Annotated in this window: 25 protein-coding genes and 1 tRNA gene (1 of these 26 cut by a window edge); 14 read left to right on the top strand and 12 right to left on the bottom strand. The window is 71.4% G+C overall.

Going from position 1 to position 25,260, the window contains the following annotated elements:
- A protein-coding gene (locus AC3AOF_RS08990) for a TRAP transporter substrate-binding protein (protein ID WP_236991050.1) crosses the window boundary here: on the top strand, window positions 1-153 show its 3' portion. 870 nt of this gene lie to the left of the window's left edge; only the last 153 of its 1,023 coding nucleotides appear in the window; the start codon falls outside the window, past its left edge; it ends in the stop codon at window positions 151-153.
- A 7-nt stretch (window positions 154-160) separates the two neighbouring features.
- On the opposite strand, the gene AC3AOF_RS08985 is transcribed toward AC3AOF_RS08990, so the two are convergent.
- Entirely contained in the window at window positions 161-889 is a 729-nt protein-coding gene (locus AC3AOF_RS08985; RefSeq protein WP_236991051.1) for a hypothetical protein, read from the bottom strand.
- A 232-nt stretch (window positions 890-1,121) separates the two neighbouring features.
- Here AC3AOF_RS08985 and AC3AOF_RS08980 point away from each other — a divergent pair, with 232 nt between their 5' ends.
- Window positions 1,122-1,373 carry a DUF6894 family protein gene (locus tag AC3AOF_RS08980; RefSeq protein WP_236991052.1) on the top strand — a complete coding sequence of 84 codons (252 nt, stop codon included), beginning with the start codon at window positions 1,122-1,124 and terminating at the stop codon, window positions 1,371-1,373.
- A 25-nt stretch (window positions 1,374-1,398) separates the two neighbouring features.
- Here AC3AOF_RS08980 and AC3AOF_RS08975 read toward each other — a convergent pair whose 3' ends face one another.
- The 3 genes from AC3AOF_RS08975 to AC3AOF_RS08965 form a co-directional block, all read right to left on the bottom strand.
- Window positions 1,399-2,361 (bottom strand): hypothetical protein, encoded by a 963-nt coding sequence (locus tag AC3AOF_RS08975; RefSeq protein ID WP_488348286.1) that lies wholly within the window; start codon window positions 2,359-2,361, stop codon window positions 1,399-1,401.
- Window positions 2,362-2,584: 223 nt separating this feature from the next.
- On the bottom strand, window positions 2,585-3,427 hold the full coding sequence (locus AC3AOF_RS08970; RefSeq protein ID WP_236991054.1) for a transporter substrate-binding domain-containing protein: 843 nt from the start codon (window positions 3,425-3,427) through the stop codon (window positions 2,585-2,587).
- Window positions 3,428-3,594: 167 nt separating this feature from the next.
- The gene (locus tag AC3AOF_RS08965; RefSeq protein WP_488348285.1) at window positions 3,595-5,430 is read right to left on the bottom strand and encodes a glycoside hydrolase family 15 protein; all 1,836 of its coding nucleotides are present in this window, start codon (window positions 5,428-5,430) and stop codon (window positions 3,595-3,597) included.
- A gap of 344 nt (window positions 5,431-5,774) precedes the next feature.
- Between AC3AOF_RS08965 and AC3AOF_RS08960 the strand changes: the two genes are divergently transcribed.
- Window positions 5,775-6,659 carry a ribokinase gene (locus tag AC3AOF_RS08960; protein ID WP_488348284.1) on the top strand — a complete coding sequence of 295 codons (885 nt, stop codon included), beginning with the start codon at window positions 5,775-5,777 and terminating at the stop codon, window positions 6,657-6,659.
- Here the strand turns inward: AC3AOF_RS08960 and AC3AOF_RS08955 are convergent, their stop codons facing one another.
- Window positions 6,660-7,616, bottom strand: coding sequence for a ketopantoate reductase family protein (locus tag AC3AOF_RS08955; protein ID WP_488348283.1), 957 nt, complete (start codon window positions 7,614-7,616; stop codon window positions 6,660-6,662).
- A 440-nt stretch (window positions 7,617-8,056) separates the two neighbouring features.
- Between AC3AOF_RS08955 and nikA the strand changes: the two genes are divergently transcribed.
- From nikA to AC3AOF_RS08920, 7 genes are all read left to right on the top strand, one after another.
- Window positions 8,057-9,646, top strand: coding sequence for a nickel ABC transporter substrate-binding protein (nikA, locus tag AC3AOF_RS08950; protein ID WP_488348282.1), 1,590 nt, complete (start codon window positions 8,057-8,059; stop codon window positions 9,644-9,646).
- The gene (gene nikB / locus AC3AOF_RS08945) at window positions 9,646-10,587 is read left to right on the top strand and encodes a nickel ABC transporter permease subunit NikB (RefSeq protein WP_236991059.1); all 942 of its coding nucleotides are present in this window, start codon (window positions 9,646-9,648) and stop codon (window positions 10,585-10,587) included. The genes nikA and nikB overlap by 1 nt, the downstream gene beginning before the upstream one ends.
- Entirely contained in the window at window positions 10,584-11,426 is an 843-nt protein-coding gene (nikC, locus tag AC3AOF_RS08940) for a nickel ABC transporter permease subunit NikC (RefSeq protein ID WP_488348281.1), read from the top strand. Before nikB ends, nikC begins: the two co-directional genes overlap by 4 nt.
- On the top strand, window positions 11,423-12,205 hold the full coding sequence (locus AC3AOF_RS08935; protein WP_488348280.1) for an ATP-binding cassette domain-containing protein: 783 nt from the start codon (window positions 11,423-11,425) through the stop codon (window positions 12,203-12,205). The genes nikC and AC3AOF_RS08935 overlap by 4 nt, the downstream gene beginning before the upstream one ends.
- Window positions 12,202-13,005 carry an ATP-binding cassette domain-containing protein gene (locus AC3AOF_RS08930; RefSeq protein ID WP_488348279.1) on the top strand — a complete coding sequence of 268 codons (804 nt, stop codon included), beginning with the start codon at window positions 12,202-12,204 and terminating at the stop codon, window positions 13,003-13,005. Before AC3AOF_RS08935 ends, AC3AOF_RS08930 begins: the two co-directional genes overlap by 4 nt.
- Window positions 13,005-13,481: a nickel-responsive transcriptional regulator NikR gene (gene nikR / locus AC3AOF_RS08925; RefSeq protein WP_488348278.1), complete on the top strand. Its 477-nt coding sequence runs from the start codon at window positions 13,005-13,007 to the stop codon at window positions 13,479-13,481. The genes AC3AOF_RS08930 and nikR overlap by 1 nt, the downstream gene beginning before the upstream one ends.
- 234 nt (window positions 13,482-13,715) lie before the next feature.
- Entirely contained in the window at window positions 13,716-14,177 is a 462-nt protein-coding gene (locus tag AC3AOF_RS08920; RefSeq protein ID WP_236991063.1) for a RidA family protein, read from the top strand.
- A 157-nt stretch (window positions 14,178-14,334) separates the two neighbouring features.
- Here AC3AOF_RS08920 and AC3AOF_RS08915 read toward each other — a convergent pair whose 3' ends face one another.
- From AC3AOF_RS08915 to AC3AOF_RS08900, 4 genes are all read right to left on the bottom strand, one after another.
- Entirely contained in the window at window positions 14,335-15,207 is an 873-nt protein-coding gene (locus AC3AOF_RS08915; RefSeq protein WP_488348973.1) for a Crp/Fnr family transcriptional regulator, read from the bottom strand.
- Between the two features lie 19 nt (window positions 15,208-15,226).
- On the bottom strand, window positions 15,227-16,123 hold the full coding sequence (locus tag AC3AOF_RS08910; RefSeq protein ID WP_488348277.1) for a right-handed parallel beta-helix repeat-containing protein: 897 nt from the start codon (window positions 16,121-16,123) through the stop codon (window positions 15,227-15,229).
- A gap of 142 nt (window positions 16,124-16,265) precedes the next feature.
- A complete protein-coding gene (locus AC3AOF_RS08905; protein ID WP_236991066.1) occupies window positions 16,266-16,469 on the bottom strand; it encodes a hypothetical protein in 204 nt (67 codons plus the stop codon).
- Between the two features lie 131 nt (window positions 16,470-16,600).
- Window positions 16,601-16,813: a hypothetical protein gene (locus AC3AOF_RS08900; protein WP_236991067.1), complete on the bottom strand. Its 213-nt coding sequence runs from the start codon at window positions 16,811-16,813 to the stop codon at window positions 16,601-16,603.
- Between the two features lie 283 nt (window positions 16,814-17,096).
- Here AC3AOF_RS08900 and AC3AOF_RS08895 point away from each other — a divergent pair, with 283 nt between their 5' ends.
- From AC3AOF_RS08895 to AC3AOF_RS08880, 4 genes are all read left to right on the top strand, one after another.
- Window positions 17,097-17,594 (top strand): Ros/MucR family transcriptional regulator, encoded by a 498-nt coding sequence (locus tag AC3AOF_RS08895; protein WP_236991068.1) that lies wholly within the window; start codon window positions 17,097-17,099, stop codon window positions 17,592-17,594.
- Between the two features lie 573 nt (window positions 17,595-18,167).
- Complete coding sequence (locus AC3AOF_RS08890) at window positions 18,168-19,766, top strand: gamma-glutamyltransferase (protein WP_488348276.1); 1,599 nt, start codon at window positions 18,168-18,170, stop codon at window positions 19,764-19,766.
- Window positions 19,767-19,882: 116 nt separating this feature from the next.
- Window positions 19,883-19,959, top strand: a tRNA-Arg gene (locus tag AC3AOF_RS08885).
- Window positions 19,960-20,320: 361 nt separating this feature from the next.
- Window positions 20,321-20,584 (top strand): hypothetical protein, encoded by a 264-nt coding sequence (locus AC3AOF_RS08880; protein ID WP_488348275.1) that lies wholly within the window; start codon window positions 20,321-20,323, stop codon window positions 20,582-20,584.
- A gap of 496 nt (window positions 20,585-21,080) precedes the next feature.
- On the opposite strand, the gene AC3AOF_RS08875 is transcribed toward AC3AOF_RS08880, so the two are convergent.
- The 3 genes from AC3AOF_RS08875 to AC3AOF_RS08865 form a co-directional block, all read right to left on the bottom strand.
- Window positions 21,081-22,472, bottom strand: a complete 1,392-nt coding sequence (locus tag AC3AOF_RS08875) for a four-carbon acid sugar kinase family protein (RefSeq protein WP_488348274.1) — start codon at window positions 22,470-22,472, stop codon at window positions 21,081-21,083.
- Window positions 22,469-23,743 (bottom strand): ribulose-bisphosphate carboxylase large subunit family protein, encoded by a 1,275-nt coding sequence (locus AC3AOF_RS08870; RefSeq protein ID WP_488348273.1) that lies wholly within the window; start codon window positions 23,741-23,743, stop codon window positions 22,469-22,471. Before AC3AOF_RS08870 ends, AC3AOF_RS08875 begins: the two co-directional genes overlap by 4 nt.
- 630 nt (window positions 23,744-24,373) lie before the next feature.
- Window positions 24,374-25,249 (bottom strand): SMP-30/gluconolactonase/LRE family protein, encoded by an 876-nt coding sequence (locus tag AC3AOF_RS08865; RefSeq protein ID WP_488348272.1) that lies wholly within the window; start codon window positions 25,247-25,249, stop codon window positions 24,374-24,376.
- Window positions 25,250-25,260: the final 11 nt, after the last annotated feature.

Raw genomic sequence — 25,260 nt, 5'->3', positions numbered from 1 at the left:
CGCATGCGCCAGAACGGCGTCGTCATCGGCGACCCGCCCGCGCCGGCGATCACCGCATTGCTCGCCAAGGCCGGCGAAGCGGCCGTCGCGGCCTGGGAGGCGAAGACCGGTCCGGAGGGTGCGCGGATCCTGGCTGCCTATCGCGGGCGCTGACGCGGTCTCACGCCTCGGCGGGAGCCTGCCGGCGCAAGCCTGCCTTCGCGGCCTCCATCCGCATCCCGGCCTCCTCGGCTGCGAGGGACGGTGCCTGCCGGCCGAGCCCCAGGGCCTCGTCGAGAATCGCCACCGCCTCGGCCCAGGCGCCGGGCCAGAACAGGGCGGCGGCCTCGACCGCGTCGGCGGCGGTGCGGGCATCGATCTCGGCGGCGAAGAGCGCGGCGCGGGCGGCCGCCGCCGCACGGGCGCCCCGCACCCAGGTGCCCTGGCGGCCGGCGGCCTCGGCCAGCGAGCCGGCCGACCAGGCGGCGTGGCGCGCCACCGTCACGGCAGCGTCCAGGTCCGGCGCCGCCCGGCAGGCGGCGGCGTGCCGCACCAGCCCGGCCCGCTCCAGCACCGGCGCCAGCAGGCGGCGCACACCCTCGTGCACGAGGTGGGCGGTGCGCGCCGCCTCGACCGCCGCGGAATCGGCGGAGCCAGCGAGGCGCAGCACGAAGGCCATCAGCCGCGGGCGCTCGGCATCCGGCATGGCGTCGTTGAGGCCGAGCGCGTAGGCCGCGAGCGGGCCCGAGAAGCAGGGTGGGCAATCGGCCGAGGAGCGGATCGCCCGGTAGGGCAGGCCCGCCGCCACCACCGCCGCCTCGTTGATGCAGGTGCCGCCATCCGGGCCCGGGAAGGTGTGCGAGCCCGGCAGCAGCCGCCAGTTCAGGATGGAGTCGAAGGGGCCGGGCATGAATTCTCCCGCCGGGGGCTTTTCGCGGTCCGTGGCCCGCGAAACTGGCAGGGTTTCCGTCCGGCGGCGAGCCCTATTCATGGAGACGGGACGGCCGCGCGCGAAGGACGACATGGAGTGCGGCATCGCGTCCCCGTCCCGATCGGGTTGCGAACTCGGAACATATAGTGAACATTAACCCGTATGGGCATCGCCCGCCCGGGCGCGCGACCATCGGGGAGAGAGGATCGGCATGACACGCTACCGCTTCCACTGCACCAACGGGTCCGAGTGCGTCCTGGATGCCGAGGGCAGTCTCGTCCGGAGCCCGATGGCCCTCGCCCGCCACGCCCGCGCGGTCGCCGAGGCGGCGATGCGGAGCCTCGACGTCGACGACTGGGCCGAGTGGCGGGTGAGCGTGCACGACCTGACCGGAAAGCGGGTCTGGGTCGAGCCATTCGTGACGCAGGACTTGTCGGCGGAAGACGCGGCGCTGGCGGCGTGAGACTCGTCGCCCGGGCGCTCAGGGGTCAGTCGCTCGCGAGGAAGGTATCGTAGACGGCGCGAATCCCCGGCAGATCCTCTTGCGCCGTCCAGGCCTCGACGATGCTGCGATAGGCCGGGCCCGGCCGATCGGTCGCCAGCACGGCGTCGATACGCGCCACCACCTCGCGCCCCCAGGGCGTGCCGGCGCACATCACCCGGGCGAAGACCGGTTGCCGGTTCTCCTCGGCGAAGGGCAGGCCCACGAAGGCGCTCGGCTGCCCGATCTGACGGGCATTGTAGGCCGCAATGCTGGAGAACTCGACGAGGTAGTCGAGCCGGTCGTTCAGCAGCATGCGGAACGCCTCGCCGAACTCGGAATGGGTCTGTCCCGGCGGATATTGCCGGAACAGCGCATCGACCGCCGGCGCGATGGCGCGGTTGCGCAGCATGCTGGTGCGCAAGTCGCGGTGCTCGGTGAGCAGGCTGCGCAGGGACAGGGGCTCGAGCGCCTCGAAGCGGGCGCGGTTCGCGGCGCGCACGACGATGCGCAGGGGATAGAACATCGCCACCGGGCGCGAGAACACCGCGAAGCCCTCGCGCTCGGGGGTCCTCACGCCGCCGACGAAGCACCATTCCTCGCCGTTCTTGAGCGAGGTCATGATGCGCGGGAACGGCACGTTCAGCGTGGCGTGAGTGTACTCGGTCAGCCGATCGCTCAGGAGCCGGCGGATTCGGTCGAAGATGCCGGTGTCGCGGTTCTCGCCCTCTGTCATCATGTAAGGGGGGGCATCGTAGACCGACCACGTGATCTGCCTGGTGATCTGCGTGTCCCGAGCCTGCGCGACGACTTGGTCCTGCGCGGCTTGCGCCTGCGCGACGACTTGGTCCTGCGCGACGACTTGGCCCTGCGCGACGACTTGGCCCTGCGCAGCTTGGGTGCGCGCCGGCACCGGGACCGACAGAGCGAGCGCGATGACCAGACCGGTGAGACCGCGCCGCTTCACCATGACGATTCCTGCGATGTCCTTAAGGCCGGTCGTCGGTCAATGCCGGCCTCGTCTTCAAGATCGGGTTAAATACAGCCGGTTTTCGGGAAAATTTTCAAGGCATAGGCTGCCGATCGTACAATTCTAGATTGTATGTGCGGCGTCGATCCCTCGGTGATCCGGCCGTCCGGCATGAACTGCGCCGGCCTTCGCGGGTGCCCGTCGACCCGGGCCGCGCGTGACGTCAATCGCTCGCCAGGAAGGCGTCGTAGACGGCACGGATGCGCGGCAGGTCCTCCGGCGCGGCCCAGGCCTCGACGATGCTGCGATAGGCTGGGCCCGGTCGCTCGGTCGCCAGCACGGCGTCGATGCGCGCCACCACCTCGCGCCCCCAGGGCGTGCCGGCGCACATCACCCGGGCGAAGACCGGCTCGGGGCTCTCGGCGAAGGGAAGGCCCACGAAATCGTCGGCCTGAGCGATCTGGCGGGTGTGGTAGGCCGTGATGCTGGAGAAATCGACGAGGTAGTCGAGCCGGTCGTTCTGCAACATGCGGTACGCCTCGATGAACCGGGCATAGGTTTGCCCCGGCGGATATTGCCGGAACAGCGCATCGACCGCCGGTGCGATCGCGCGGTCTCGCAGCACGCTGGTGCGCAAGTCGCGGTGCTCGGTGAGCAGGCTGCGCAGGGAGAGCGGCCCGAGCGCCTCGAAGCGGGCGCGTTTTGAGGCATGCACGACGATGCGCAGGGGATAGAACATCGCCACCGGGCGCGAGAACACCGCGAAGTCCTCGCGCTCGGGGGTCCTCACGCCGCCGACGAAGCACCATTCCTCGCCGTTCTTGAGCGAGGTCACGATGCGCGGGAACGGCACCGTGACGCTCGTGACGGCATAATCGGTCAGCCGCGAGGCCAGGAGCCGGCGGATTCGGTCGAAGATGCCGGTTCCGCGGTGATCGCCCTCGGTGATGGTGAAGGGCGGCGCGTCGAAGACCGGCCACGTGAGCGGCGTGCTTCCGGCCAGCGCCGGTTCCGGGACGACGAGGCCGAGCGCAAGGACCAGACTGACGAGATCGCGTCGCCTCACGATGCTGGTTCCCGCAAACCTCGTTCGTCCACCAATGAATAGGTGCCGTCCCTTCAAGATCGGGTTAATCGCGTGAGGCCATAGGGACCACGTCGTCTCTTGCGAGAGTCGCGCCGTGATCGGGCGCCGGAATTCGGTTCTCGGCAGGGTGGCGGCGCATTATGGGCTCACGTCGGCGGCACGATCCAGGGCACCCGGCGCCAGCGCGTCTCGCGCAAGGTGCGCTCGGCATAGGTGCCGGCCACCGCCTCCCGCCCGCCCTGGGCCGCGAGGTCGAGGACGAGGGCGCTGTGGATGAAGGCGAGGTGGCTGAAGGCCTGCGGGAAGTTGCCCAGGAAGGTGCGGTCCTCCGCCACCTCCTCGGCGTAGAGCCCCAGATCGTTCTGGAGCGCCCGCAGGGCGTCGAACCGGCTCCGGGCCTCCTCGGTCCGGCCGAGCCAGGCCAGCGCGTCGACGAGCCAGAAGGCGCAGATCAGGAAGGTGCCCTCGTGGCCGGGCAGCCCGTCGTCGTTGCGGTAGCGGTAGACGAGCGGGCCGTGGCCGAGGCGCTCGATCACCACCTCGACCGTGCGGGCGAAGACCGCCTCGTCGACCGGAAAGCCCACCATCGGGGCGATCAGCAACGCCGCGTCGGGATCGTCGCCGCCGACATATTGCGGGTAGTAGCCGTCCCGGGGGTGAACCCCCTCGCCGTTGACCCGGGCCACGATGGCGTCGCGGGCCGCGCACCAATGCGGCCGCTCGCCGAACAGCCGGATCGCCCGGTCGACCGCGACCCAGTTCATGATCGCGGCGTGCAGGTAATGCTCCTCGGGCTTGCGCGGCTCCCACAGGCCGGCATCCGTCTCGTGCCAGTGGGCGGCGGCGAAATCGGCCAGCCGGATCGCCTGGCGCTCCATCGCCTCGGGGATGGTGCCGCCGAGGGCGCGGTACAGGTGGATGAGGTCGAGCACCTGACCGTAGGCGTCGCTCTGGTGCTGCTCGGCCGCCTCGTTGCCGTAGCGGACCGGGGCGCTGCCGCGCCAGCCCTCGAAATGCGCCGCCTCGTGTTCTGTCAGGTCGGTCTCGCCGGCGATGGCGTAGAGGGGGCGCAGGCCCCCCTCGTCGCGCTCGGCCAGGGTGCCGACGAAGCGGAAGAAGGCTTCCGCCTCCGCCACCATGCCGAACTTCTTCAGCACGTAGAAGGACAGGCAGGCGTCGCGGATCCAGCAGAACCGGTAATCCCAGTTGCGGATGCCGCCGATCTCCTCCGGCAGCGAGGTGGTGGCCGCCGCCACGATGGCGCCGGAGGGCGCGTAGGTCAGGGCCTTGAGGGTGAGCGCGCTGCGCAGGAGCTGGTCGCGGAGCGGCCCGTCATAGGCGGCGCCGGCCGACCAGCCGGTCCAGGCCCGGCGCGCCGTCTCCATCAGCTCGCGCGGGCGCAACGCCGTGCGGGCCGCTGCGCCGCCGGGATAGAGCGCGAAGGCCTGCTCGCCGCCATGCTCGATCGTGAACCGGGCCACCGCCGCGCCGCCCTCGATCGCGAGAGGCAGATCGGTAATCACGTCCGGCAGCCCCTCGGCGCCGGCGCCGCCCGGCACCGGCCTGAGCGTGGGGAAGGATTCCGAAAAACCCGCCAGCGGCCGGTAGACCGCCCGCATCGGCACCGCGCCGGACACGCCGGAGACGAGGCGCACCAGGCAGGGCAGCGTCCGTCCCGATTCTCGAGCGAGCATGAAGTCGTGCACCGTCGCCGCCCCGGTGGCGCAGGTGAAGGTGGTCTCGAGGATGTTGGTGCCCGGCAGATAGAGCCGTGCACTCTCGAACGGCCCTTCCGGCGCGAGGGCGAAGAAGCCGCCGCGCCGGCGGTCGAGCAGGCGGGAGAAGACCGGGGGCGCATCGAATCGCTCGAGGCAGGCCCAGTCGATCGAGCCGTCGCGGGCGACGAGGGCGCAGCCGTGGCAGTTGCCGATCAGGCCGTAGGCCTCGATGGGCTGGTAGGGCCGGGCGTCCGGATCGTGCATCGGCAAAGGCTCGGGCGAGGGGAGGCGGAATTGCGGGGATGGGTGCCCCGGGAACCGGCGTCGCCGCCGCCTCCCCCTGACGCCCTTGCCCCAGCGGCATTGCGGACGAATCGCGCGGTTTCGCCGGGTGTTCCTGCAGGCGAGCGGAAATTTTTCCGCGGATGAAGGCCAGGGTGAAAACGTGGCCTTCGTTTCGGCACCGCCGGTCGTTCGATGGCGTCGATGGTGCGGCTCCCGTAAAAGTTCCCGATCGCCCCGCCCGCCCCCTTCCCGTTCCTGCGCATCGGTGACATCGACCGACGTCGCGCCCGGCGCCTGCCCGAAGCCGCCCCAGGAGAAACCCCGTGATCGTCTGCTTCGGCTCGCTGAATGCCGACCTGATCTTCCGCCTCCCCGAGATCCCGCGCTCGGGCCAGACGCTGCTGGCCGACGATCTCGCCGTGCAGGCGGGCGGCAAGGGCGCGAACCAGGCCGTGGCCGCGGCCCGGGACGGGGCAGAGGTCGCGATGGTCGGCGCCGTCGGCGGCGATGCCCTCGCCGAGGTGGCGCTGTCGGGTCTGCGCGAGGCGGGTGCCGACATCGCCCGGGTCCGTACCGTGGCGGCGGCGACGGGCTGCGCCTCGATCTGGATCGACGCGGCGGGCCGCAACCGCATCGCGGTGGCGCTGGGGGCGAACGCGCAGGCCCGGGCCGATCAGGTTGCGGATACCGATCTCGCCCGGGCGACCTCGCTGCTCCTCCAGATGGAGGTCGAGGCGGCCGAGACCGCTGCGCTCCTGCGCCGGGCCCGGGCTACGGGCTTGCGGGCGATCCTCAACCTCGCTCCCGCCCTGCCGCTCGACGCCGCCACCCTGCGGCTCGCCGGTCTCCTCGTCGTCAACGAGGACGAGGCGGAGGCGACCGCCGCGCGGCTCGGCTGCGCGCCGGAGGCGGCCTCCTTGCGGGCGGTGCTCGGCATCGACGTGGTGCGCACCCTCGGCGAGGCCGGCTCGGAGGCGGCGACGGCGGACGGCGCCTGGCACGTCCCGGCCCGGGCGATCGACCCGGTCGACACCACCGCGGCGGGCGACTGCTTCGTCGGCGTCCTGGCGGCGGCGCTCGATCGCGGCACGCCGTTGCGCGCGGCGATGGAGCGGGCGAGCGTCGCGGCCGCCCTCGCCTGCGGGCGGCGGGGCAGCCAGGCGAGCCTGCCGTGGCGCGCGGAGACCGACCGGGCGCTCGGAGCCTGATCAGACCGGGCAGGTTCCGGGATCGGCCTGGACCGGGAAGGCGGCCTCCCGCGCCTTGATCAGGGCGACCACGGTGTCGTTGACCGGTGTCGCCACCCCGCATCGCCGGCCCAGGCGCGGAATCGACCCGTTGATCGCCTCGACCTCGCCGCGGCGCCCGGCCCGATGGTCGAGCAGCATCGAGGGCCGGGCATCGGGAATCCTGCCGCCGAGGCGGCGGATATGCTCGATCGGGTCACCGACCTGGAGGTTCACCCCCATGGCCTCCGCCACGGCGATCGCCTCCTCGGCGCATCCCTTCGCCACTCGCCAGGCCTCCGGATCGGCCATCACCCCGCCGATAGTCAGGCCCGTGAGCGTGGTGGTGCCCGAGAAGGTGACGTTCATGATCAGCTTCTCCCACACCATCCGGCCGAGATCGTCGAACAGGCTGGTCTTGAATCCGGCCGAGTCCCAGATCGCCGCCGAGGCCTCCAGGCGCTCGCGCGGCAGGCCCGCGAAGGCGCCGAAGCGGATCATCTCGAGGCCGTTATGATGCGCGTGGCCGGGGACCCGCATCGAGGCGCCGAAGCCGCCGACCACGCCGACGGCGATCCGGTCCGGGTCGATGAATGTCGCCGCCACCTCCGGCGAGCCGAGCCCGTTCTGGATCGTCTGCACCACCGTCCCGGGCCCCATCAGCGGGGCGCAACTCCCGGCCGCCGCCGCGACGTCGAAGGCCTTGGTGGCGACGATGACGAGGTCGCAGGGGCCGATCCCCTCCGTCGTGGTGCCGGCGCTCGCGAGCCGCACGGTGCGGTCGCCGCTCGCACCCTCGACGCGCAGTCCCCTCTCCCGCATCGCCGCCGCATGATCGGCCCAGAGCGTGACGGCGTGCACCGCGTGGCCCACCGACGCCATCAGGCCTGCATAGACCGAGCCCATGGCGCCGCATCCGACGATCGCGACCTTCGCCATCCTGTTTCCTCCCGGGGGCGTCGTCCGATTCCGGAGCGCCCGTCTCGTTGGAGGACAATCGACAGGACCGGCGGGCGGCTGTCCAGACGAAAGATCGGCTCGGGTTTCCCCTCTCCCCGCGGGCGGGGAGAGGCCTGAGCTCCGAAGGGGCTCAGGGAGCCCGAAGGGCGGGGGTGAGGGGGTGTTTCCGCAGGAGCCTTACGCGTCGAGACCCCCTCACCCTCTCTCCGGCTGCGCCTCCGCTTGCTGCGTCTCCTGAACGGAGACGCAGCCCTCTCCCCGCCCGCGGGGAGAGGAGAGAACCCGCGGCCTTTCGTTTCCCGGATGATCCTCGTGCGAGACGAACGAACGGAAAATCGTGCATCGCCGCTGGCCGATCCGGCGCCGCTCCCGTATCAGGCGGTAGGAGCTTTCCTCTCATTCGTCATACCAGGAGCCCGATGCCCAAGCTGGCGAGCCTCGCCGTCGCCGCCCTGATGGCCGGCACCGTCCTGCCGATGACCGTGGCGGCCGCGGACGGCCCACAGCTCACCTATTCCTGGCCGACCAATGTCGGGCCGCTGAACCCGCATCTCTACGCCCCCAACCAGATGTTCGCGCAGGCCAGCGTCTATGAGCCGCTGGTGAGGGCCCGCGCCGACGGCACGGTCGAGCCCTGGCTCGCCACCGCCTGGACGATCTCGACGGACGGGCGGACCTACGACTTCACCTTGCGTCCGGGCGTGACCTTCAGCGACGGGACGCCTTTCGACGCCGCGGCGGTGAAGGCGAACTTCGATGCGATCCTGGCCAACCGTGCCCGCCACGACTGGCTCGACCTGGCGCGGCAGATCGACCGCACCGAGGTCACCGGCCCCCTCGCCTTCCGGCTGGTGCTCAAGGCCGCGCACGATCCGACGTTGAAGGAACTCGCACTGCCGCGGCCCTTCCGCTTCGTCTCGCCCGCCGCCATGGGCCCGGGGAGCACCACGGCGGGCGGCATCAGGGCGCCGGTCGGCACCGGGCCGTGGCGCCTCGTCGAGACGCGGCTCGGCATCTCCGATACCTTCGCCGCCAACCCGACCTACTGGGGCGACAAGCCGGCCTTCGCGCGCCTCGTCGTCAAGGTGATCCCCGACCCCAACACCCGCGCCATCGCGCTCCAGACCGGCGAGGTCGATCTCGTCTACGGCGCCGCCGGGCAGATCCCGTCGGAGGCCTTCCTGCGCCTGCGCGAGCAAGCCCCGGCCTTCTCGGCCGCGGTATCAGGGCCGCTCGCCACTCGGGTCCTCGCGCTCAACTCCGCGCGATTCCCCACCGACGATCCCGCGGTGCGGCGCGCGATCAACCAGGCGGTCGACAAGGACACCCTGGTCCGCACCGTCCTCGACGGGATCGAGCCCCGCGCCGATTTCCTGTTCGCCCCCACCATTCCCTACGCCGATGTCGGGCTGACACCCTACGGCTTCGACCGGGCGGCGGCGGACAAGTTCCTCGACGAGGCCGGCTGGGCCCGGGGCCGCGACGGGGTACGCGCGAAAGCCGGGCGCCCGTTGGCGCTCGAACTCGACTTCGTCGGCACCAACGCCCAACAGAAGGCCATCGCCGAGGTGATCCAGGCCGATCTCGCCCGGATCGGCATCGCCGTGCGCCTCGTCGGCGAGGAGGAGAGCGCGATCCTCGCCCGCCAGAAGGACGGGCGCTTCGGCCTGATCTTCGGCGAGACCTGGGGGCCGCCCTACGATCCCGCCTCCTTCGTCAGCGCGATGCGGGCGCCCTCGCACGCCGATTACCAGGCGCAGAAGGGCCTGCCCGACAAGGCCGGGATCGACGCCGCGATCACGGCGGCCCTCGCCGCCACCGACCCGGCCGAGCGGCAACGCCTTTACGCGAGAATCCTGACCATGCTGCACGAGGCGGCGGTGTACCTGCCGATCTCCCATGCCGTGGCGATCGAGGTCCACCGCGCCAGGGTCACGGGCGTGCGGTTCGGTGCGACGCTCAACGAGATCCCCTTCGCCGCCATGCGGCCGGCCGGGGCGTCCCGCTGATGCTGCGCTTTGCCGCCGCCCGCCTGGCACTGATCCCCCCGATGCTGCTCGGCGTCTCGCTTCTCGTCTTCACCATGTTGCGGCTGGGGCCGGGCGACCCGGCGCTCGACTATCTGCGCCTGTCGCAGGTTCCGCCGACCGACGCGGCCATCGCCGATGCCCGGGCGATGCTCGGCCTCGATCGCCCCTTCGTCGTCCAGTACCTCGACTGGCTGTGGCACGCGCTGCACGGCGATTTCGGCCTCTCCTACGCCACGCGCCGGCCGGTGCTGCCGGAGCTTCTCGGCTACCTGCCCGCCACGCTCCAGCTCGCCGGGACGGCACTCGTGGTCAGCCTCGCATTGAGCCTGCCGCTCGGCGCCTGGGCGGCCGGGCATCGCGGCGGGTGGCAGGACCGGCTGGTGCGCGGCGTCGCGGTGCTCGGGGTCTCGCTGCCGAATTTCTGGATCGCCTTCCTGCTCGTCGCCACCTTCTCGGTGTCCCTCGGCTGGCTGCCGGCAACGGGGAGCGGCACCGCGCTCCACCTCGTCATGCCGACGCTGGCGATCGGCCTGATGTCGCTCTCGGTCAATGCCCGGCTCCTGCGGGCGAGCATGCTGGAGGTGGCAGGCGCGCGTCACGTGCTCTATGCCCGCCTGCGCGGCCTTCCTGAGCGCGCCGTGACCCGCCGCCATGTCCTTCGCAACGCCCTCGTGCCTGTCGTCACGGCGACGGGGATGCATGTCGGCGAGCTACTGGGCGGCGCTCTGGTGGTCGAGACGATCTTCTCCTGGCCGGGCATCGGCCGCTACGCCGTCTCGGCGATCTACGACCGCGACTACCCGGTGATCCAGTGCTTCACCCTGGTGATGACGGTGGTGTTCGTCCTGTGCAACCTCGCGGTCGACCTCGCCTATGCCTGGCTCGATCCGCGCATCCGCCTCGCGGGAGACGCCGCGTGAGGATCTCCGGCCTCGCCACCGCCCGCCCCGGGCCGGTCACCGTTGCGGGGGCACTCGCCGCCTGCTTCGTGCTCCTCGCCCTCTTCGGACCGCTCGCGGCCCCCCACGATCCCCTGGCGGTCGATCTCGCCCATCGGTTCGAGGCGCCGAACCTCACGCATCTCTTCGGCACCGACCATCTCGGCCGTGACATCCTCTCGCGGCTGATCGCCGGGGCGCGCACCACCCTCGGCTCGGTCCTGGTCGTGCTCGCGCTTGTCGTGGCGCTCGGCCTCTCGGTCGGGGGGCTCGCCGGGATGGTGGGAGGTCGGGTCGATGCCGGGCTGATGCGCCTGTGCGACGTCTTCCTCACCGTGCCGACCTTCGTGCTGGCCCTGTTCATGATCGGCGCGCTCGGCACCGGCCTCGTCAACGTGGTGGCGGCCATCGTGCTGTCGCACTGGGCCTGGTACGCGCGGATCGTGCGCGGCCTCGTCCTGGAGTTGAAGACCCGCGATTACGTGCTGGCGGCACGGATCGCCGGCGCACCGTCGCTCGCGATCTTCGCCGAGCACGTGCTGCCCGGCGTGGTGCCGCCGCTCGCCGCGCTCGCCACCCTCGATATCGGCCACATGGCGCTCCACGTCGCCGGGCTGTCCTTCCTCGGCCTCGGCGTGCAGCCGCCGACACCGGAATGGGGCGTGATGATCAACGACGCGCGCCCGTTCTTCTGGACCCGGCCGTTCCTCGTCGTCTGGCCGGGGCTCGCGATCGCCCTTTCGGTGCTGGCCTTCAATCGCCTCGGCGACGCCCTGCGCGACCGCCTCGACCCGACGCTCGTCGCGGGACGCGGACTGTGAGCGCGCGGACGCTCCGGATCGACGGCCTTCGCGTCGAGACCTGGCGAGGGCGCGAGACACGACCTCTGGTGCGGGACGTGACCCTGGATCTGCACGAAGGCGAGGTCCTGGCCCTCGTCGGCGCCAGCGGGTCCGGCAAGTCGCTCGCCTGCGCCGGCCTCCTCGGGGTATTGCCGCCGGGCACGCGGCAGGCGGGCGGGCGCATCCTCCTCGGCGGGACGGAGGCGAAGCCGGAGGCCTTGCGCGGCCGGGCCGTCGCCAGCGTGCTCCAGGCGCCGCGCACCGCCTTCAACCCCCTGCGGACGCTTCGAGACCATGCCGGCGAGACCCTGGCGGTGGCGGGGATCCGCGGCCGGGCTGGGCGGGAGGCAATGAACGAGGCCCTAGCGGCGGTCGGGCTCGGCGAGGATCCGGGCGTGCCGGACCTCTATCCGTTCCAGATGTCGGGCGGGATGCTGCAGCGGGCGATGATCGCGCTGGCACTCCTTTCCCGGGCGCCCTTCCTCGTCGCCGACGAACCGACCACCGATCTCGACCTCGTCGCGCAGGCCGGCATCCTCGATCTCCTCGCTCGCCTCGTCCGCAAGCACGATCTGGGATTGCTGATCGTCACCCATGATCTCGGCGTCGTCGCCCGCCTCGCCGACCGGGTGGCGGTGATGGAGGAAGGCCGCATCGTCGAGACGGGCGATGTCTCCCGCCTGTTCGCAGAGCCGGCGCATCCGGCGACGCGGGCCCTCCTCGACGCCCATCGTGCGCTGCACGAGGTCCAGGCATGACGGCGCTGCTGACGGCGGAAGGGCTCGGCAAGACCTATCCGGGCGCCGGCTGGCGTAAGGCGGCCCGACCGGTCCTGGCCGGGATCGACCTCGCCCTCGCGGTGGGGGAATGCGTCGCCCTGATCGGCCGCAGCGGCTCGGGCAAGAGCACGCTGGCCCGCCTGCTCCTCGGGCTGGAAGACGCCGATGACGGAACGGTTCGGTTTCGCGGCGCGCCCCTCGGCACGCTCGACCGCGACGGCCGGCGGGCCTTCCGCGCCGCGGTGCAGATGGTGCTCCAGGATCCGCTCTCGGCGGTGAATCCCCGGCACAGTATCGGGCGGATCGTCGCCGAGCCCCTGCGCCACCTGACCGGCCTGTCGGGCCCGGAGCGGGAGGCGCGGACCGCGGAAGTCCTCGACATGGTCGGCCTCGACCCGGCCGAAGCCGGTCGGCTGCCCGGCCAGCTCTCCGGCGGCCAGGTGCAGCGGGTCGGACTCGCCCGGGCGCTCGCCACCCGGCCCGCCCTCGTGGTCCTCGACGAGGCGATCTCGAACCTCGACGCGCCGCGCCAGGTCGATGTCCTCGACCGCCTCTCGGACCTGCGCCGCCGGCACGGGACCGCCTTCCTCCTCGTCACCCACGACGTGCGGCTGGCACGCCGCTTCGCCGACCGGGTCGTGGTGCTGAGCGAGGGGCGGATCGTCGATATGTCGGCCTGCAGGTCGGATCTCGGCAGGACTTGCCTCACCCTGTCGCACCCGGCGGCGTGCGCCCTCGTGGATGCCGTCCTGCCCGCCACGCCCAAGGAGATCGGCTGATGCAGCGGATCACCGTCACCCTCGACCCGGACCTCGTGGCCGAGGTCGACCGGATCGCCGAACGGCGCGGCTATGCCGGCCGTTCGGAGGCGATGCGCGACCTCCTGCGGCGCGGCCTCGCCGAGACCCGCCGCGCGCTCGACCCCGACCTTTGTTGCGTGGCGACCTTCACCTTCGTCGCCGAGGCCGGCCTGCGCGACCTGGGCCAGCGCCTCGCCGCGATCCAGCAGCAGCGGCACGACCTCGTGATCGCGCAGCTCCAGGTCCCCCTCGACCACGAGGCGAGCCTGCACACGCTCCTCGTCCGCGGCCGGGTGCGCGAGATCCTCGACTTCGCCGACGCGGTCGCGACCCAGCGCGGCATCCGCCACGACAGCCTCTCGATCATCCCGGCCCGGATCGAGCTCGGCGACCACCGCCACGGTCCGGATCCGCATGCCTCCAGCCCGCACCCCCACGAGCATATCCGGACGTGATCCGGGCCGGCCTCGTCGCGGTGAGCCGCCCGGCGACCGACCATCCGGGCCGGCGGCGCCCCGGTCCTGCCGCTTGACGGCGGCGGCTTCGACACCGCCATTCGACCGGGGCGCATCCTTCGAGCGAGTGTCGCCCGTCCGCGGCCGCCGCGATCGTCGGCGGCGTCCTCTTCCACGCCCGAGATCCTCTTCCACGCCCGAGATCTTGTCCACATCCACGACCAGGAGCCACGCATGACCCCCGAACAGAAGCTCGCCGAGCTCGGCCTGACCCTGCCCCAGGTGCCGGTACCGGTCGCCAACTACGTGCCCTACCGCATCGTCGGCGACCTGCTCTACCTCTCGGGCCAGGGTCCGAAGCGCCCGGACGGCACCTATCGCCCCGGCCGGCTCGGCCGCGACGCCACGATCGAGGAGGGCTACGCCGACGCGCAACTGGCGGGATTGCAGCTCCTCGCCGTCGCCAAGGCGGCGCTCGGCGACCTGTCGCGGGTCAAGGCGGTGGTGAAGCTGCTGGGGATGGTCAATGCCGAGCCCGACTTCGCCGACCATCCGAAGGTCATCAACGGATGCTCGGATCTTCTGGTCGACGTGCTCGGCGATGCCGGCCGCCACGCCCGCTCGGCGGTCGGGATGGGCTCGCTGCCCAACGCCATGACGGTCGAGGTCGAGGCGATCCTGCAGATCGCGCCCTGAGAGGCTGTTCGAGCGGGCCGGCCCGACGCAAACTCTCCCCGTCATCCCGGGGCCGCGAAAGCGGAACCCGGGAACCGTAACCGCGCACGGTTCCGAAGCAGGCGCACGGCGTTCCGCATCGCCCTTCGGATGAGATGAGAAATATTGCTTCGATCGATCACATGGTGATGCCCATCATCCCCGATCCGGCGATCACATCCGCGTCGGGTTTCTCATCGATGCCTCCGTGCTCCCCGCCAACCGACGGGCGTTGGCAGAGATAGACGTCGTCGAACCGGGCGACCTGCCGCAGCGCCGCGAAATCCGGGATGCCGAGCCGCTGGCGCCGCAGCGTGATCAGGCCGGCCTGGCGCAGGTCCTGGAGCGTACGGTTCACGTGGACGGTCGAGATCCCGACCGTCTCGCCGAGATCTTCCTGCGTGAGCGGCAGGATGCAGCCGTCGTGGTCGGTCAGCCCGACCGCCCGCAGGCGGGAGACGATCTCGCAGAACAGGTGCGCGATCCGCTCCTTGGCGGTGCGAAAGCCGATATTGGCCGTCCATTCCCGCTGGATGGCCGACGTCGCCAGCATGTCGAGCCAGACGGCCCGCATGATGGGCGGGTGGCCGTCCATCGCGGACAGGAGGCTGGAGCCGGGGATCCGGGCGGCGCGCACCGGCGTCAGCGTGCCGACCGAGTAGTTGACGATGCCCGGAAAGACGATCGGCGTCCCGCACAGGTCCCCGGGCATGAGGTAGGCGGTGATCTGCCGGCGCCCGTCCTCCAGCTGCTTGTAGGCGCAGGCCCAGCCTTCCAGGATCGCCCATACCCCTTGGCGGCGGCATCTTCGCGAAGGAGGTCGTGGTCGGGCCCGATCCAGTCGGCATCGCGGACGAGCCGTCCCAGCACGGCCTCGTCGTCCGGGGAGAGGCGGGCGTAGCGACCGAACTTGCGGATCAGGTGATGCGGCATCCTCGGCCTCGACGGTCCCACTGGGAGGATGGGGACCGCCAGGCTTGCCGCATTGATCTGGATCAAACGGGGCCGTCATGCGCCGGATCCGGGATGCCTCACTCGACGGTGTTGGGCGCCACCACGTTGCCGGTCCCGTGATCGCCGTTATCGATGCTGCTGCCGAACGGGTAGCCGGCATCCTCCCCGCAGGTCAGCCGCCAGCCGTTGCGGGAATTCACCACGATCGCCGCGGCCGGGAAGAACCCGCCGGTGCGGAAGCGGTTTCCGGTGATCACGTTGTCCGAGGGCGTCTGGTGGCGCACCGTGCCGCCCTCCCCGCAATTGCGGTAGAGGCGCACGCCGCCCTGGCCCCGCAGGATGAAGCGGTTGCCGGTGATGCGGTTGCGCGCCGACCCGTCGACGGCGACGGCCTCGCGTCCGGTCTCGGTCTCGATGTCGTTGTCCACGATGCGGCTCTCGGCGCTCTCGGCGTCGAGGTAGAGCGCCGTCGAGACCGAGCGGCCGGCGAGACGCGAGCCCTGGAGGGTGACCCGGGTCACGCCGGGCCCGAGATAGAGCGGGATCGGCCCGGCCGCGACGATGGTCGTACCGGTGATCGTCACACCGGTCGGCGCCGCGGCTTGCGCGCGCTCGGTGTGGCCCAGGCTGTGGGAGGATTCACGCAGGAGCGGCCCCTGTCCGTTCTCGCCCATGCCCCAGACCCGGACATGGCCGAACACCGTGCAGCCGCGGATGCGGATGTCCGAGGGCCGGTCCCACGGCTCACCCGGGCGAGCCGGGGCCTTGGAGCGGATCGCGATCGTGTAGGTGCCCAGATGCGCCGGCACGTCCGGCCGGCCGAGAGTGGCGCCGGCGCAATCGAGCGTGACGCCGGATGCGGATCCACCCTCGATCACGATGCGCTTGAGCACGTGGTCGCCGGGGGACAGGCGCAGGCTGCAGGTGAGGGAGACGGCCTCCTCGTCGGCCGTCGGCGGCGCGCGCAGGCGCACCAGAACGGCCGCGTCACAGGGCGCGGCCGTTGCAGCCCGCACGAGGGCGGGAGGATCGAGGGGGGGTAGTGCCGGGATCACACCGTGATCCGGAGGGGCGCACCCGGCCCGCCGGGACAGCGGGATGGGTGCACCGGGCGGCTTACCAACGTCCGCTGCTGGCGGAGTGCATGCTGCGCTCGACGGCCGCGAGGGCACTGGCCTCGGCCTTGGCCTCCGTCGGATGCGGACGGTCCGACCGCTCGATCAGCTTGCCGTTCCGACGGATGGCCCACTGGAACTGGCCAGCCGGCTTGGTGATGGGAGAAATCTCGATGGTGAAGGGAGTGGAAGTGTTGTCTGCCATGACACCCATATAGGGAAGAAGCGCGCGCGTTTCTACCCGTCCCCCCTCGGATCGACGCGTAGCCGTCATGCGCGGGGGTTCGGGGTGGCGTCCCGGCGCTCGGGCCTGCCACCTCCACCGCCGAGCCCGTCCTACCTTTGCTCGACGCGGTCGCGCCCGGTTGCGGGGCCCTGCCCGACGGCGTCACCGGCGGCGGCGGCGGCCAGGGCGACCCGGTCCGGCACATCCTCCTCCGAGCCCCACCAGATCGTCTCGCCGCTCGCCATGCGGGCGTAGCGGGCCTGCCCGCGAATCCCGACCTCGACGACCCGCCCGGGCCGCCCCGACTTGCGTCCGACATCCATGATCGCCGCTCCCGCGCCCCCTCCACCGAACGCCGCTCCCGGCCCCGGGTTCGAGCGGGGCCGTACGAAACGCGGGGGGCGGACCGCCCGGGCCGGCGGTCCCAGACTTACCATTTCACTTGTTCCACCCCGGGCGAAGCCTGGTTGCCGCGGTCTTTGCAAGCTTAATCCCCATGAAATCGTACGAGCGGACCGCTTTATCGGAGGGTTGTTCGGTCATGCCGGTTGACCCTGGAGCGGCAGGCGCCCATCACAGGACGGGTTGGTATTTTGGAAGAAAAAAATGGACGACGCAGTCTCCCTCACCTCTCCGATGATCGAGCTGACGAGTGACATCGTCGGCGCCTACGTCTCGAACAACAACGTTCCGGTAGCAGATCTGCCCGGCCTGATTGCATCGATACACGCAACGCTGGTCGGCCTCGATCAGCCGGCGCCCGAGCCGGTGGAGGACCATAAGGTCACCGCCGCGCAAATCCGGAAATCCGTGACGCCGGACCACATCACGAGCTTCCTCGACGGCAAGCCGTACAAGAGCCTGAAGCGGCACCTCACGACGCGCGGCTACACGCCGGACGAGTACCGCCAGAAGTTCGGCCTGCCCTACGACTATCCGATGGTGGCGGCGAGCTACGCGGCCCAGCGCTCCGAGCTCGCCAAGAGCCTCGGCCTCGGCCAGATCCGGCGCGAGCGCGCTGCGGCCCAGCGGGCCCAGGCCGAGACCAAGGCCGAGCCCGCGGCACCGGCCCGCCGCGGCCGGCCGCGCAAGTCCGAGGCCTGAACGGGTTCCGCAAGGAACGGCCGCCGGTTCCGCGACGGGAACCGGCGAGACCAGGGAAATCCGGCAGCCTGTTTGACTGGCGAGATCGGCGTCGTCATGCCATTCTCCATCCCATGAGCGAGCCCATCTCGAGCGCCTGTCTGAGCACCCAAGACTTGAGTCAGGTGGGATCATCCCATCCTCTAACCCCATCCTGAGGTGAAAGGGTGGGATATCCCATAATCCCTCTCGGTTTTTGTCAAATCACTCCGCTCAAACAGGCTCTGAGGTGCGACCGGAGGAAGCCTCGATGGAGGAGTCCAGGGATCATCGCGACGTCTGGAGCCCTCCGTCGAGGCCGCGACGCGGCGCCTCGGGACGAGGTTGCGGGTGGGGGCGAGTCATCCGATCGGCCATCCAGGCTCCGAGCAGACGACACGTCGGCATCCCGACGCCCCTGGCGGTCGAGTGCCGGGCCGGTCGCCGATGGCCTTCCCCTGCCCGGCAGGCGCATCGCCCCCGCGGCATCGGCGCTTGGCGGGCGATCCGCGGCCGGTCATCCTCGCCGACCGACGGACTCGGGAGGACATGCGGATGCCGGCTCACGACACCACGCCCTATCGCACGCAGAACTGGACGGTGACGAAGCCGGTCGCGTCGGGCCGGAACGGGATCGTGGTGGCGCAGAACCGCGAGGCCGCCGAGGCGGGCGCGGCGATCCTCGCAGCCGGCGGCAACGCCGCCGATGCGGCCTTCGCCACCGCCTTCGCCCTGGCGGCGGTCGAGCCCTGGAACAGCGGGCTCGGCGGCATCGGCTTCGCCCTGGTGCTGCCGGCCGGCGCCGCGCGGGCGACGGTCGTCGATTTCGGGCCGGTGTCGAGCCGCAACACGAAGGCCGCGGACTATCCTCTCACCGGCCGGGAAAAGCGCGACCTGTTCACCTGGCCCGAGGTGGAGGGCGACCGCAACGTCCACGGGCCGCTCTCGTTCTGCATCCCCTCGGCGGTGGCGGGCTACGCCGCGCTGCACGAGGCGTTCGGGACGGGCCGCCCGGTCGCGGAATTGCTGGCGCCGGCCATCGCGCTGGCTCGGCGGGGCCTGGCCCAGGACTGGTTCACCACCCTGAAGATCGCCTCCTCGGCCTCGGTGCTGCGGCTCTACGAGGAGAGCGCGCGGATCTACCTGCCGGACGGGCTGCCGCCGGTGCCGCCCTACCAGGGCACGCCCGGCTTCCGGCCCCTCGGCCGCCTGGCCGAGACGCTGGAGCGGCTGGCGGAACGCGGCCTGCGCGACTTCTACGAGGGCGGGATCGCCCGCGACCTCGCCGCCGACGTCGCGGCCGTCGGCGGCGTGATCGACCGGGACGACCTGGCCGGCTGCTTGGCCGGCTTGCGCGGCGCGCCGACCCTCGCGTGGCGCAGCGACCACCTCGTCCACCATGCGGGCGGCCTCACCGCCGCGCCGACGCTGGCCGAGGTCGTCGCCGGCATGGCGGAGGTCGCCCTCCCGCCCTCCGGCCCGGACGCCGCCTGGTTTTCCACCCTCTCGACGGTCATGCGCGACGCCTATGCCCGGCGCCTTTCGGGCTTGGGCGCGGCCGGGGAGACGGGCGACACACCTGGCGATACCTGCACGACGCATCTCACGGTCGTCGACCGGAACGGGATGCTGGTCTCGCTGACGACGACGCTGCTCTCGTCGATGGGCAGCCGGGTCGTGCTGCCGAAAACCGGCGTGCTGATGAACAACGGCGTGATGTGGTTCGATCCGCGCCCCGGCAGCGCCAACGCGATCGCCGCGAGCGCGCGCCCGCTCTGCAACATGTGCCCGGTCATCGTCACGCCGCGCACGGGCGACGGTCCGCGCCTCGCCGCCGGCGCATCGGGCGGGCGGCGAATCCTGGCGAGCGTCTACCAGACCCTCGCTTACCTCATCGATTTCGGCATGGAGGCGGGCGAGGCGGCCCACGCACCGCGCATCGACGTCTCGGGCCCGGACGGCGCCACGGCGGATGCCCGCCTCCCGCAGGCCGTGCGCGACGCCCTCGCGGCGGCGGGCCCGCTGGCGGTGGTGGAGCACGGCGTCCTGCCGATCAACTTCGCCTGCCCCAACTTCGTCAGGCTGGAAGGCGGCGAGGCTAGCGCGTGCAGCGACGTCGCCTCGCCGTGGTCGGCGGCCGTGGCGGCGGGGTAGAGTCTGCACGTGCGCGAGAGGCCGTCGTCGACGCCGGGCGCGGGGCACAAGCCGTCCGCGGCGTCCCGTCCCGTGTGGACGGGCGGCAAGCGTCCTGCTACCACGCCATCCGGCCAGGCCCCGTAGCTCAGCTGGATAGAGCAGCCGCCTTCTAAGCGGCAGGTCGTAGGTTCGAGCCCTACCGGGGTCGCCATCTCCACGTCCCCCGTTCGACGACAGGGCGCCCTCATCGGCTCAGGCTCCAATCGTACGGCCCCCCGGCGCGGCGTTTCCGGCGGCCGGCCGCGCCACGGCCGGCCTTGGGGGCCGCGACCTGTCGGACGATGCCGGCGGACGACCGGAGCCAAGGGCGACACGGCCGCCGGACCCGGCCCGAGACGAGGCCGGACCGCGCCTCCGTCCCCGGAGCCGCCGCTTCACAATACCTTAGTATGACCGGCGCAGATCAATGTATGTGCCATTCTATATTTTGCGACGATATTTCGAATGCAGGGAAAAATTATCTTCGAGACAGATGCCGCGCTGATAGGCGGCGGAATTTCGGAGATAGTCAGATGTTGCACCGGCTGATCTTTGCCTCCGCCTTGCTGGCCGCCACCACCGGCAGCGCCCTCGCGCAGCAGACGCACACGATCGACGTGTGGGGCGCGCGGATCGAGGTGCCGAACCAGGGCCCCGGCGGCCTGTTCGGCGACGGCGCGATGCGCCCGCACGATGGGGGTCTCGCGGCCGGTGCGACGCAGGCAGGGATCGCGCCGGCCCGGCCCTTGGCGCCTACCGCTCCCGCCCTTCTGGACACGCGCGGCCGGCGGCGGTGAGCGCAGGTTGCGCTCCCTGCAGACCCGCATCGTGTCACCCGGGCCGGGTGACACGATGCGGGCAGCCGGGTGATGTCGGACAGGTCGCCGTCCGCGCTCCGGACGCGGTAGCAGCATCCGCCGGGCGCGTCCTCCACCCGGGGTGCCGTCGCGGATCAGCGGGACCCGGGCGGCGTAGGCGGCCCGGGCCGCCCGGTCGTGCATCGTCCTGGCGATCTCGGTCTGGAACGCGCTGCGCGCGATGGTATCGACGGTGATGGTGTGGGCGGCAAGCCCCACCGCCTGACCCTGGTCGGGAGTTCGAGCCCCGCCTTGGCCGAGCCGTAGGCCGCCTGCCCGTTGCCGCCGCGCCGGCCCGACAGCGAGGCGATACTGATGACCGTGCCGCCGCCCACGCGCATGGAGGCGGTCGCGACGGACAGGCCGATGGTCCCGCCCTGTCGACGAGGGCGGCCTTGCCCGCGAGCCGCTGCGTCGTCTCCTCACCTCCATCGTCTCACGAGGCGGCACGGCCACCCTGCTTGACGGCCAGGAAGAAATCGGGCCGGCCGACTTGGCCGCCCTTCAGCGCCAGTTCGAGCCCGTCGAGGGGCGTGTCGGGGCCATGCGCCCGGCAGAGCGGCGAACCCGGATCGAGGGGCCCGAGCGCGGTGAGGGCGTCGATGCCGAGTTGCATCGCGGCATGACCCGAGGTGTCGCCGCCCGCGATCACCGCCCGGGTCAGGCCGGCGGCCCGCACGATCTCCCGCAGGGTGTGGCCGAGCCCGGCGCCAAGCCGCTCGCTCGCCTGGACCGGATCGAGGCCGGCGACGGACACTGCCTCCCGCAGGGCGGCGACGCCCGAATCGTCCGGGCCGGCCGCGCTGTAGACCAGGGGATCGCGCCCCGCGCCGAGGGCGCGGAGAGCCGCCTCGACCACCCGGCCGATCTCGCGCGCGAAGGCTTGGTCATCGACCACGAGGCGGGCGTCGAGCCGGATGCCGGCAAAGCCCCGGTCGAGGGCGTGGGCGATCTGGCCGGCCGTGGCCGGCGAGACTGAGCCGGAAACGACCGCCATCCGCGCGACCGGGCCGGGCCGGGAGACCGGCGGCTCGGCCGGCAGCAGGCCGGCGGCGCGCCAATGGGCGACCAGGGCGGCCTCGATCCCCTGCGACCCGATGGCGAAGACCGGGCGCCCGCCCCGCTCCCAGATCAGCCGCCCGGCCTCGGCCAGGGTCTCGGCATCGAGCACGTCGAGAGACACGATCCGGGCGCCCTCCTCCCTCGCCCGGGCCAGCGCCGCATCGCCCGCGCCGCGTTTCATCGCCACGAAGTCGACGAGACCGATCGGGAGCGCCGTCTGGCGGGCGAGATGGCGTCCGAGATCGGCCTCGTCCATCGGCGTGACCGGGTGGCGGGCCATGGTCGGGTGACGGTCGAGGCGGTGGCCCCGGCCGTCGGCCATCGCGAACAGGTGGCCGAAGCTCTGGTAGCGCCCCATCCCCGGATCGGCGACGACCATCGGGATCCAGTCGCCGGCAAAGACGCCGTGGCCGATCTCGGCGGCCCGGCCGATGGAGCCGACATGCGGCGCCGAATCGAAGGTCGAGCAGACCTTGTAATGCGCCACCGGCGCGTCGAGCGAGGCGAGGAGCCGGAAGGCGGGCGGCAATTCCCGGTCCATCCAGGCCGGCGGCTGCGAGCGCGCCACCCCGGCGATGCCGATGGCGCGGGCGCCCGCGAAGGCCTTCAGGCGCGCCGCGCCGGGAACCGAGAGGAACAGCACGGTCTCGAGCCCGGCGAAGGCCAGCACCTCCATCGCCGCCGAGGAGCCGGTGAAATCGTCGCCGTAGAAGGCGACGAGCGGGCCGTCGGGGAGCGCACGGAAGGCCTGGATATTCGGGGTCATGCGGCGCCCTCCAGCGCCTGCGCCAGGGCCGGATGGGTGCGGGCGTGGTCGGACAGCGGAATGCCCGTCACCGCCGCCTCCCAGGCCTGGCGGAACGCCGCCACCCCCTCGCCGGGCCCGCCCGGATGGGCGACGATGCCGCCGCCCGCGGTGACGATGAGATCGGTGGAGCCGAGCGCCGCGTAGGTGCCCGGCGCCTGCCGCACCGTCTGGCCGGACGAGAAGACCGGCATGGAAAGGCACGGCTTGTCGGGGAACAGCGGGGTCAGGCAGGTCCGAGCCGAGGCGACGACGCTGTCGTCGTCCTCCGAGAACTTGTTGTCGAGGCCGTTGACGTGCATGTGGTCGGCGCCGGCGAGCCGCCAGATCTTCTGCCAGGCGACGTAGGACCACCCGAGCAGCGGGTGACGGGTCAGCGCGCCCCAGCCGTTGCGGTGGGCGTGGATCGGCAACTCGCTCATCCGCGCCAGCTCGATCATGCCGACGAGGCCGACCGAGTTGAGGCTCGCCATCACGCAGGTACCGCCGAGATCGCGCACGAGATCGTGGCGGCGGCGCATCTGGTCGATCTCGCCGGTGAGGTTGAAGGCGACCATCACCTTCTTCCCCGTCCGTTCGGCATGGTCGTTGACGACCCGCATCACCGCGCGCGCCCGGTCGTCGAACGGGCAATGCGGCCCGTCGGCCTGCAACTCGTCGTCCTTGATGAAGTCGATCCCGCCCTCGCACAGGGTGCGGACCAGGGCGGCGGTCTCGTCCGGCCCGAAACCGACGCTCGGCTTGACGATGGTGCCGATGATCGGCCGCCCCTCGACGCCGGCGAGGCGGCGCGTGCCTTCGATCCCGAAGCGCGGGCCCGGATAGGCCTCGGCGAAGGCCTGCGGCAGCCGGATGTCGAGGAGGCGCAGGCCCGTGACCGGGCGCAGCTCGAACAGGTTGCCGGCCACCGTGGCGAGCAGGTTCGGCAGCGAGGGGCCGAGATTCTCGATCGGCCAGGACAGGGTGACGCGGGCACGGCGCAACTTGCCTGCGTCGATGGCGGCGGTGGTCGGCAGCGACGGGGCCGCGACGCCCTCCTCCAGCACATCCAGCCGCTCGACCCGGGCGGCGGAACGGGCCTTGAGTTCCGGCGTCTCGCCCGGCACCGGCACGAAGGTGCCGCTCGATTGCTCGCCGGCCATCGTCTCCGCCACACGGCGGGGATCGCTCGCGGTCTCCAGGAGATAATCGGCCTCGATCCGGACCGGAGGCGCGGCGGGGTGCTGGCTCATTCACTCGATTCCGATCGCGACGCCGATACCGGGCGCACCGACGAGTCTAGAACATCGCCCGTTCGCACTGCAATCGGTCGATGTTCTTGGCCTCGGATTTCACAGCATTTTCTATGGAGATCCGATCGTCACTCAAAGTTAGGAAGCGCTCCAAGCGGAACTGCATGTATGGACAACAAAACAGCAGGTTGCGCGGTGCCGGCGCAACAGCCGAGAGCATGAACCCTCCGTTCTCTGCGGGGGAGGGTGGACCCTGCGTCAGCAGGGGCCGGGAGAGGGGCAGCGCGACGCCGATCCGGGGAGCGCCCTTCAAAACGGTTCAGTCTTATCCGGAACCGTGGTTCCCCTCTCCCGCCCCACTCCGTGGGGCACCCTCCCCTGCAGAGGGGGGAGGGTTTGCGGCGGTCGACGCTCCCACGCTCTTGCAGCCGTTCGCGACACGTCGGGTAGACTGGATGGCACAACTCCGCTCAGCTCGGTTTCGAACTGTTTTTTGCTGGCCCCATGATCATTTCGACGGATCACACTCAGCGAAGATTCGGGCTTTCTAGATCTGGATTTCGGCGCAGAGGCTGTGAGGACAAATCCCGGCCTCCGAGGAAAAAGGCTTCCGACGCCGTCTCCCCTCGCTCAACCGGCGAACCGCATCTCCGGCACGCCGCGCACGCCCAGATCATGGATGGCGAACAGGCTGCCGCGCAACGGCCCGTCTCCGGGGAAGCGCGGCAGGGGGGGCTTGGCCATCGAGGTCACGAACAGGATGTCGAGGTTCGGACCGCCGAACATGACGCTCGTCACCTTCTTGACCGGCATCTCGATCACGCGGTCCACCGTGCCGTCCGGCCGGTAGCGGACGAGCTTGCCGTCATAGACCAGCGCGTTCCACAGGCAGCCCTCGGCATCGACGGTCGAGCCGTCGGCTGCGCCGCCGCCCGACGTGTCGACCGGCGCGAAGGTCCGGCGGTTCGAGACATTGCCCGTCGCGGTGTCGTAATCGTAGGCCCAGATCTCGCCCGACCAGGTGTCGTTGAAGTAGAAGGTGCCGCCATCCGGGCTCCAGCACGGGCCGTTCGAGCAGATGATGCCGGAATCGAGCCGGTGCACGGAGAGGTCGGGATCGAGGCGGTAGAGCGCTCCGTTGGCGCCCTCCTCCATCGTGTCCATCGAGCCGGCGACGAAGCGGCCCTGGCGGTCGACCTTGCCGTCGTTGAGCCGGTTCGCCGGCCGGTCGGGCTCGGGATCGTGGATCAGGGTGACCTCGCCGGTCTCGAAGTCGAGGGCGTGGAAGCCGCGCTGGAGCGAGACGATCGCCCCGCCGCCGCGGCGCAAGGCCATCGAGCCGATCTTCTGCGGCACGTCCCAGGCCCGGATCTCGCGCCCGTCCACGGTGCAGCGGAAGACCCGCCCGTCGAAGCTGTCGATCCAGTACAGGCGCTGCTCCTCCACGTCCCAGAGCGGGCCCTCGCCGAGGGTCGTCTTGACGTCCGCCAGGATCTCGATGCGCATGGACTCCTCCC

It is taken from the genome of Methylobacterium sp. 142-1Y, assembly GCF_057747795.1.
The sequence above is the reverse complement of the archived record's forward strand: the minus strand, read 5'-3'. Positions and strand labels throughout refer to the sequence as shown.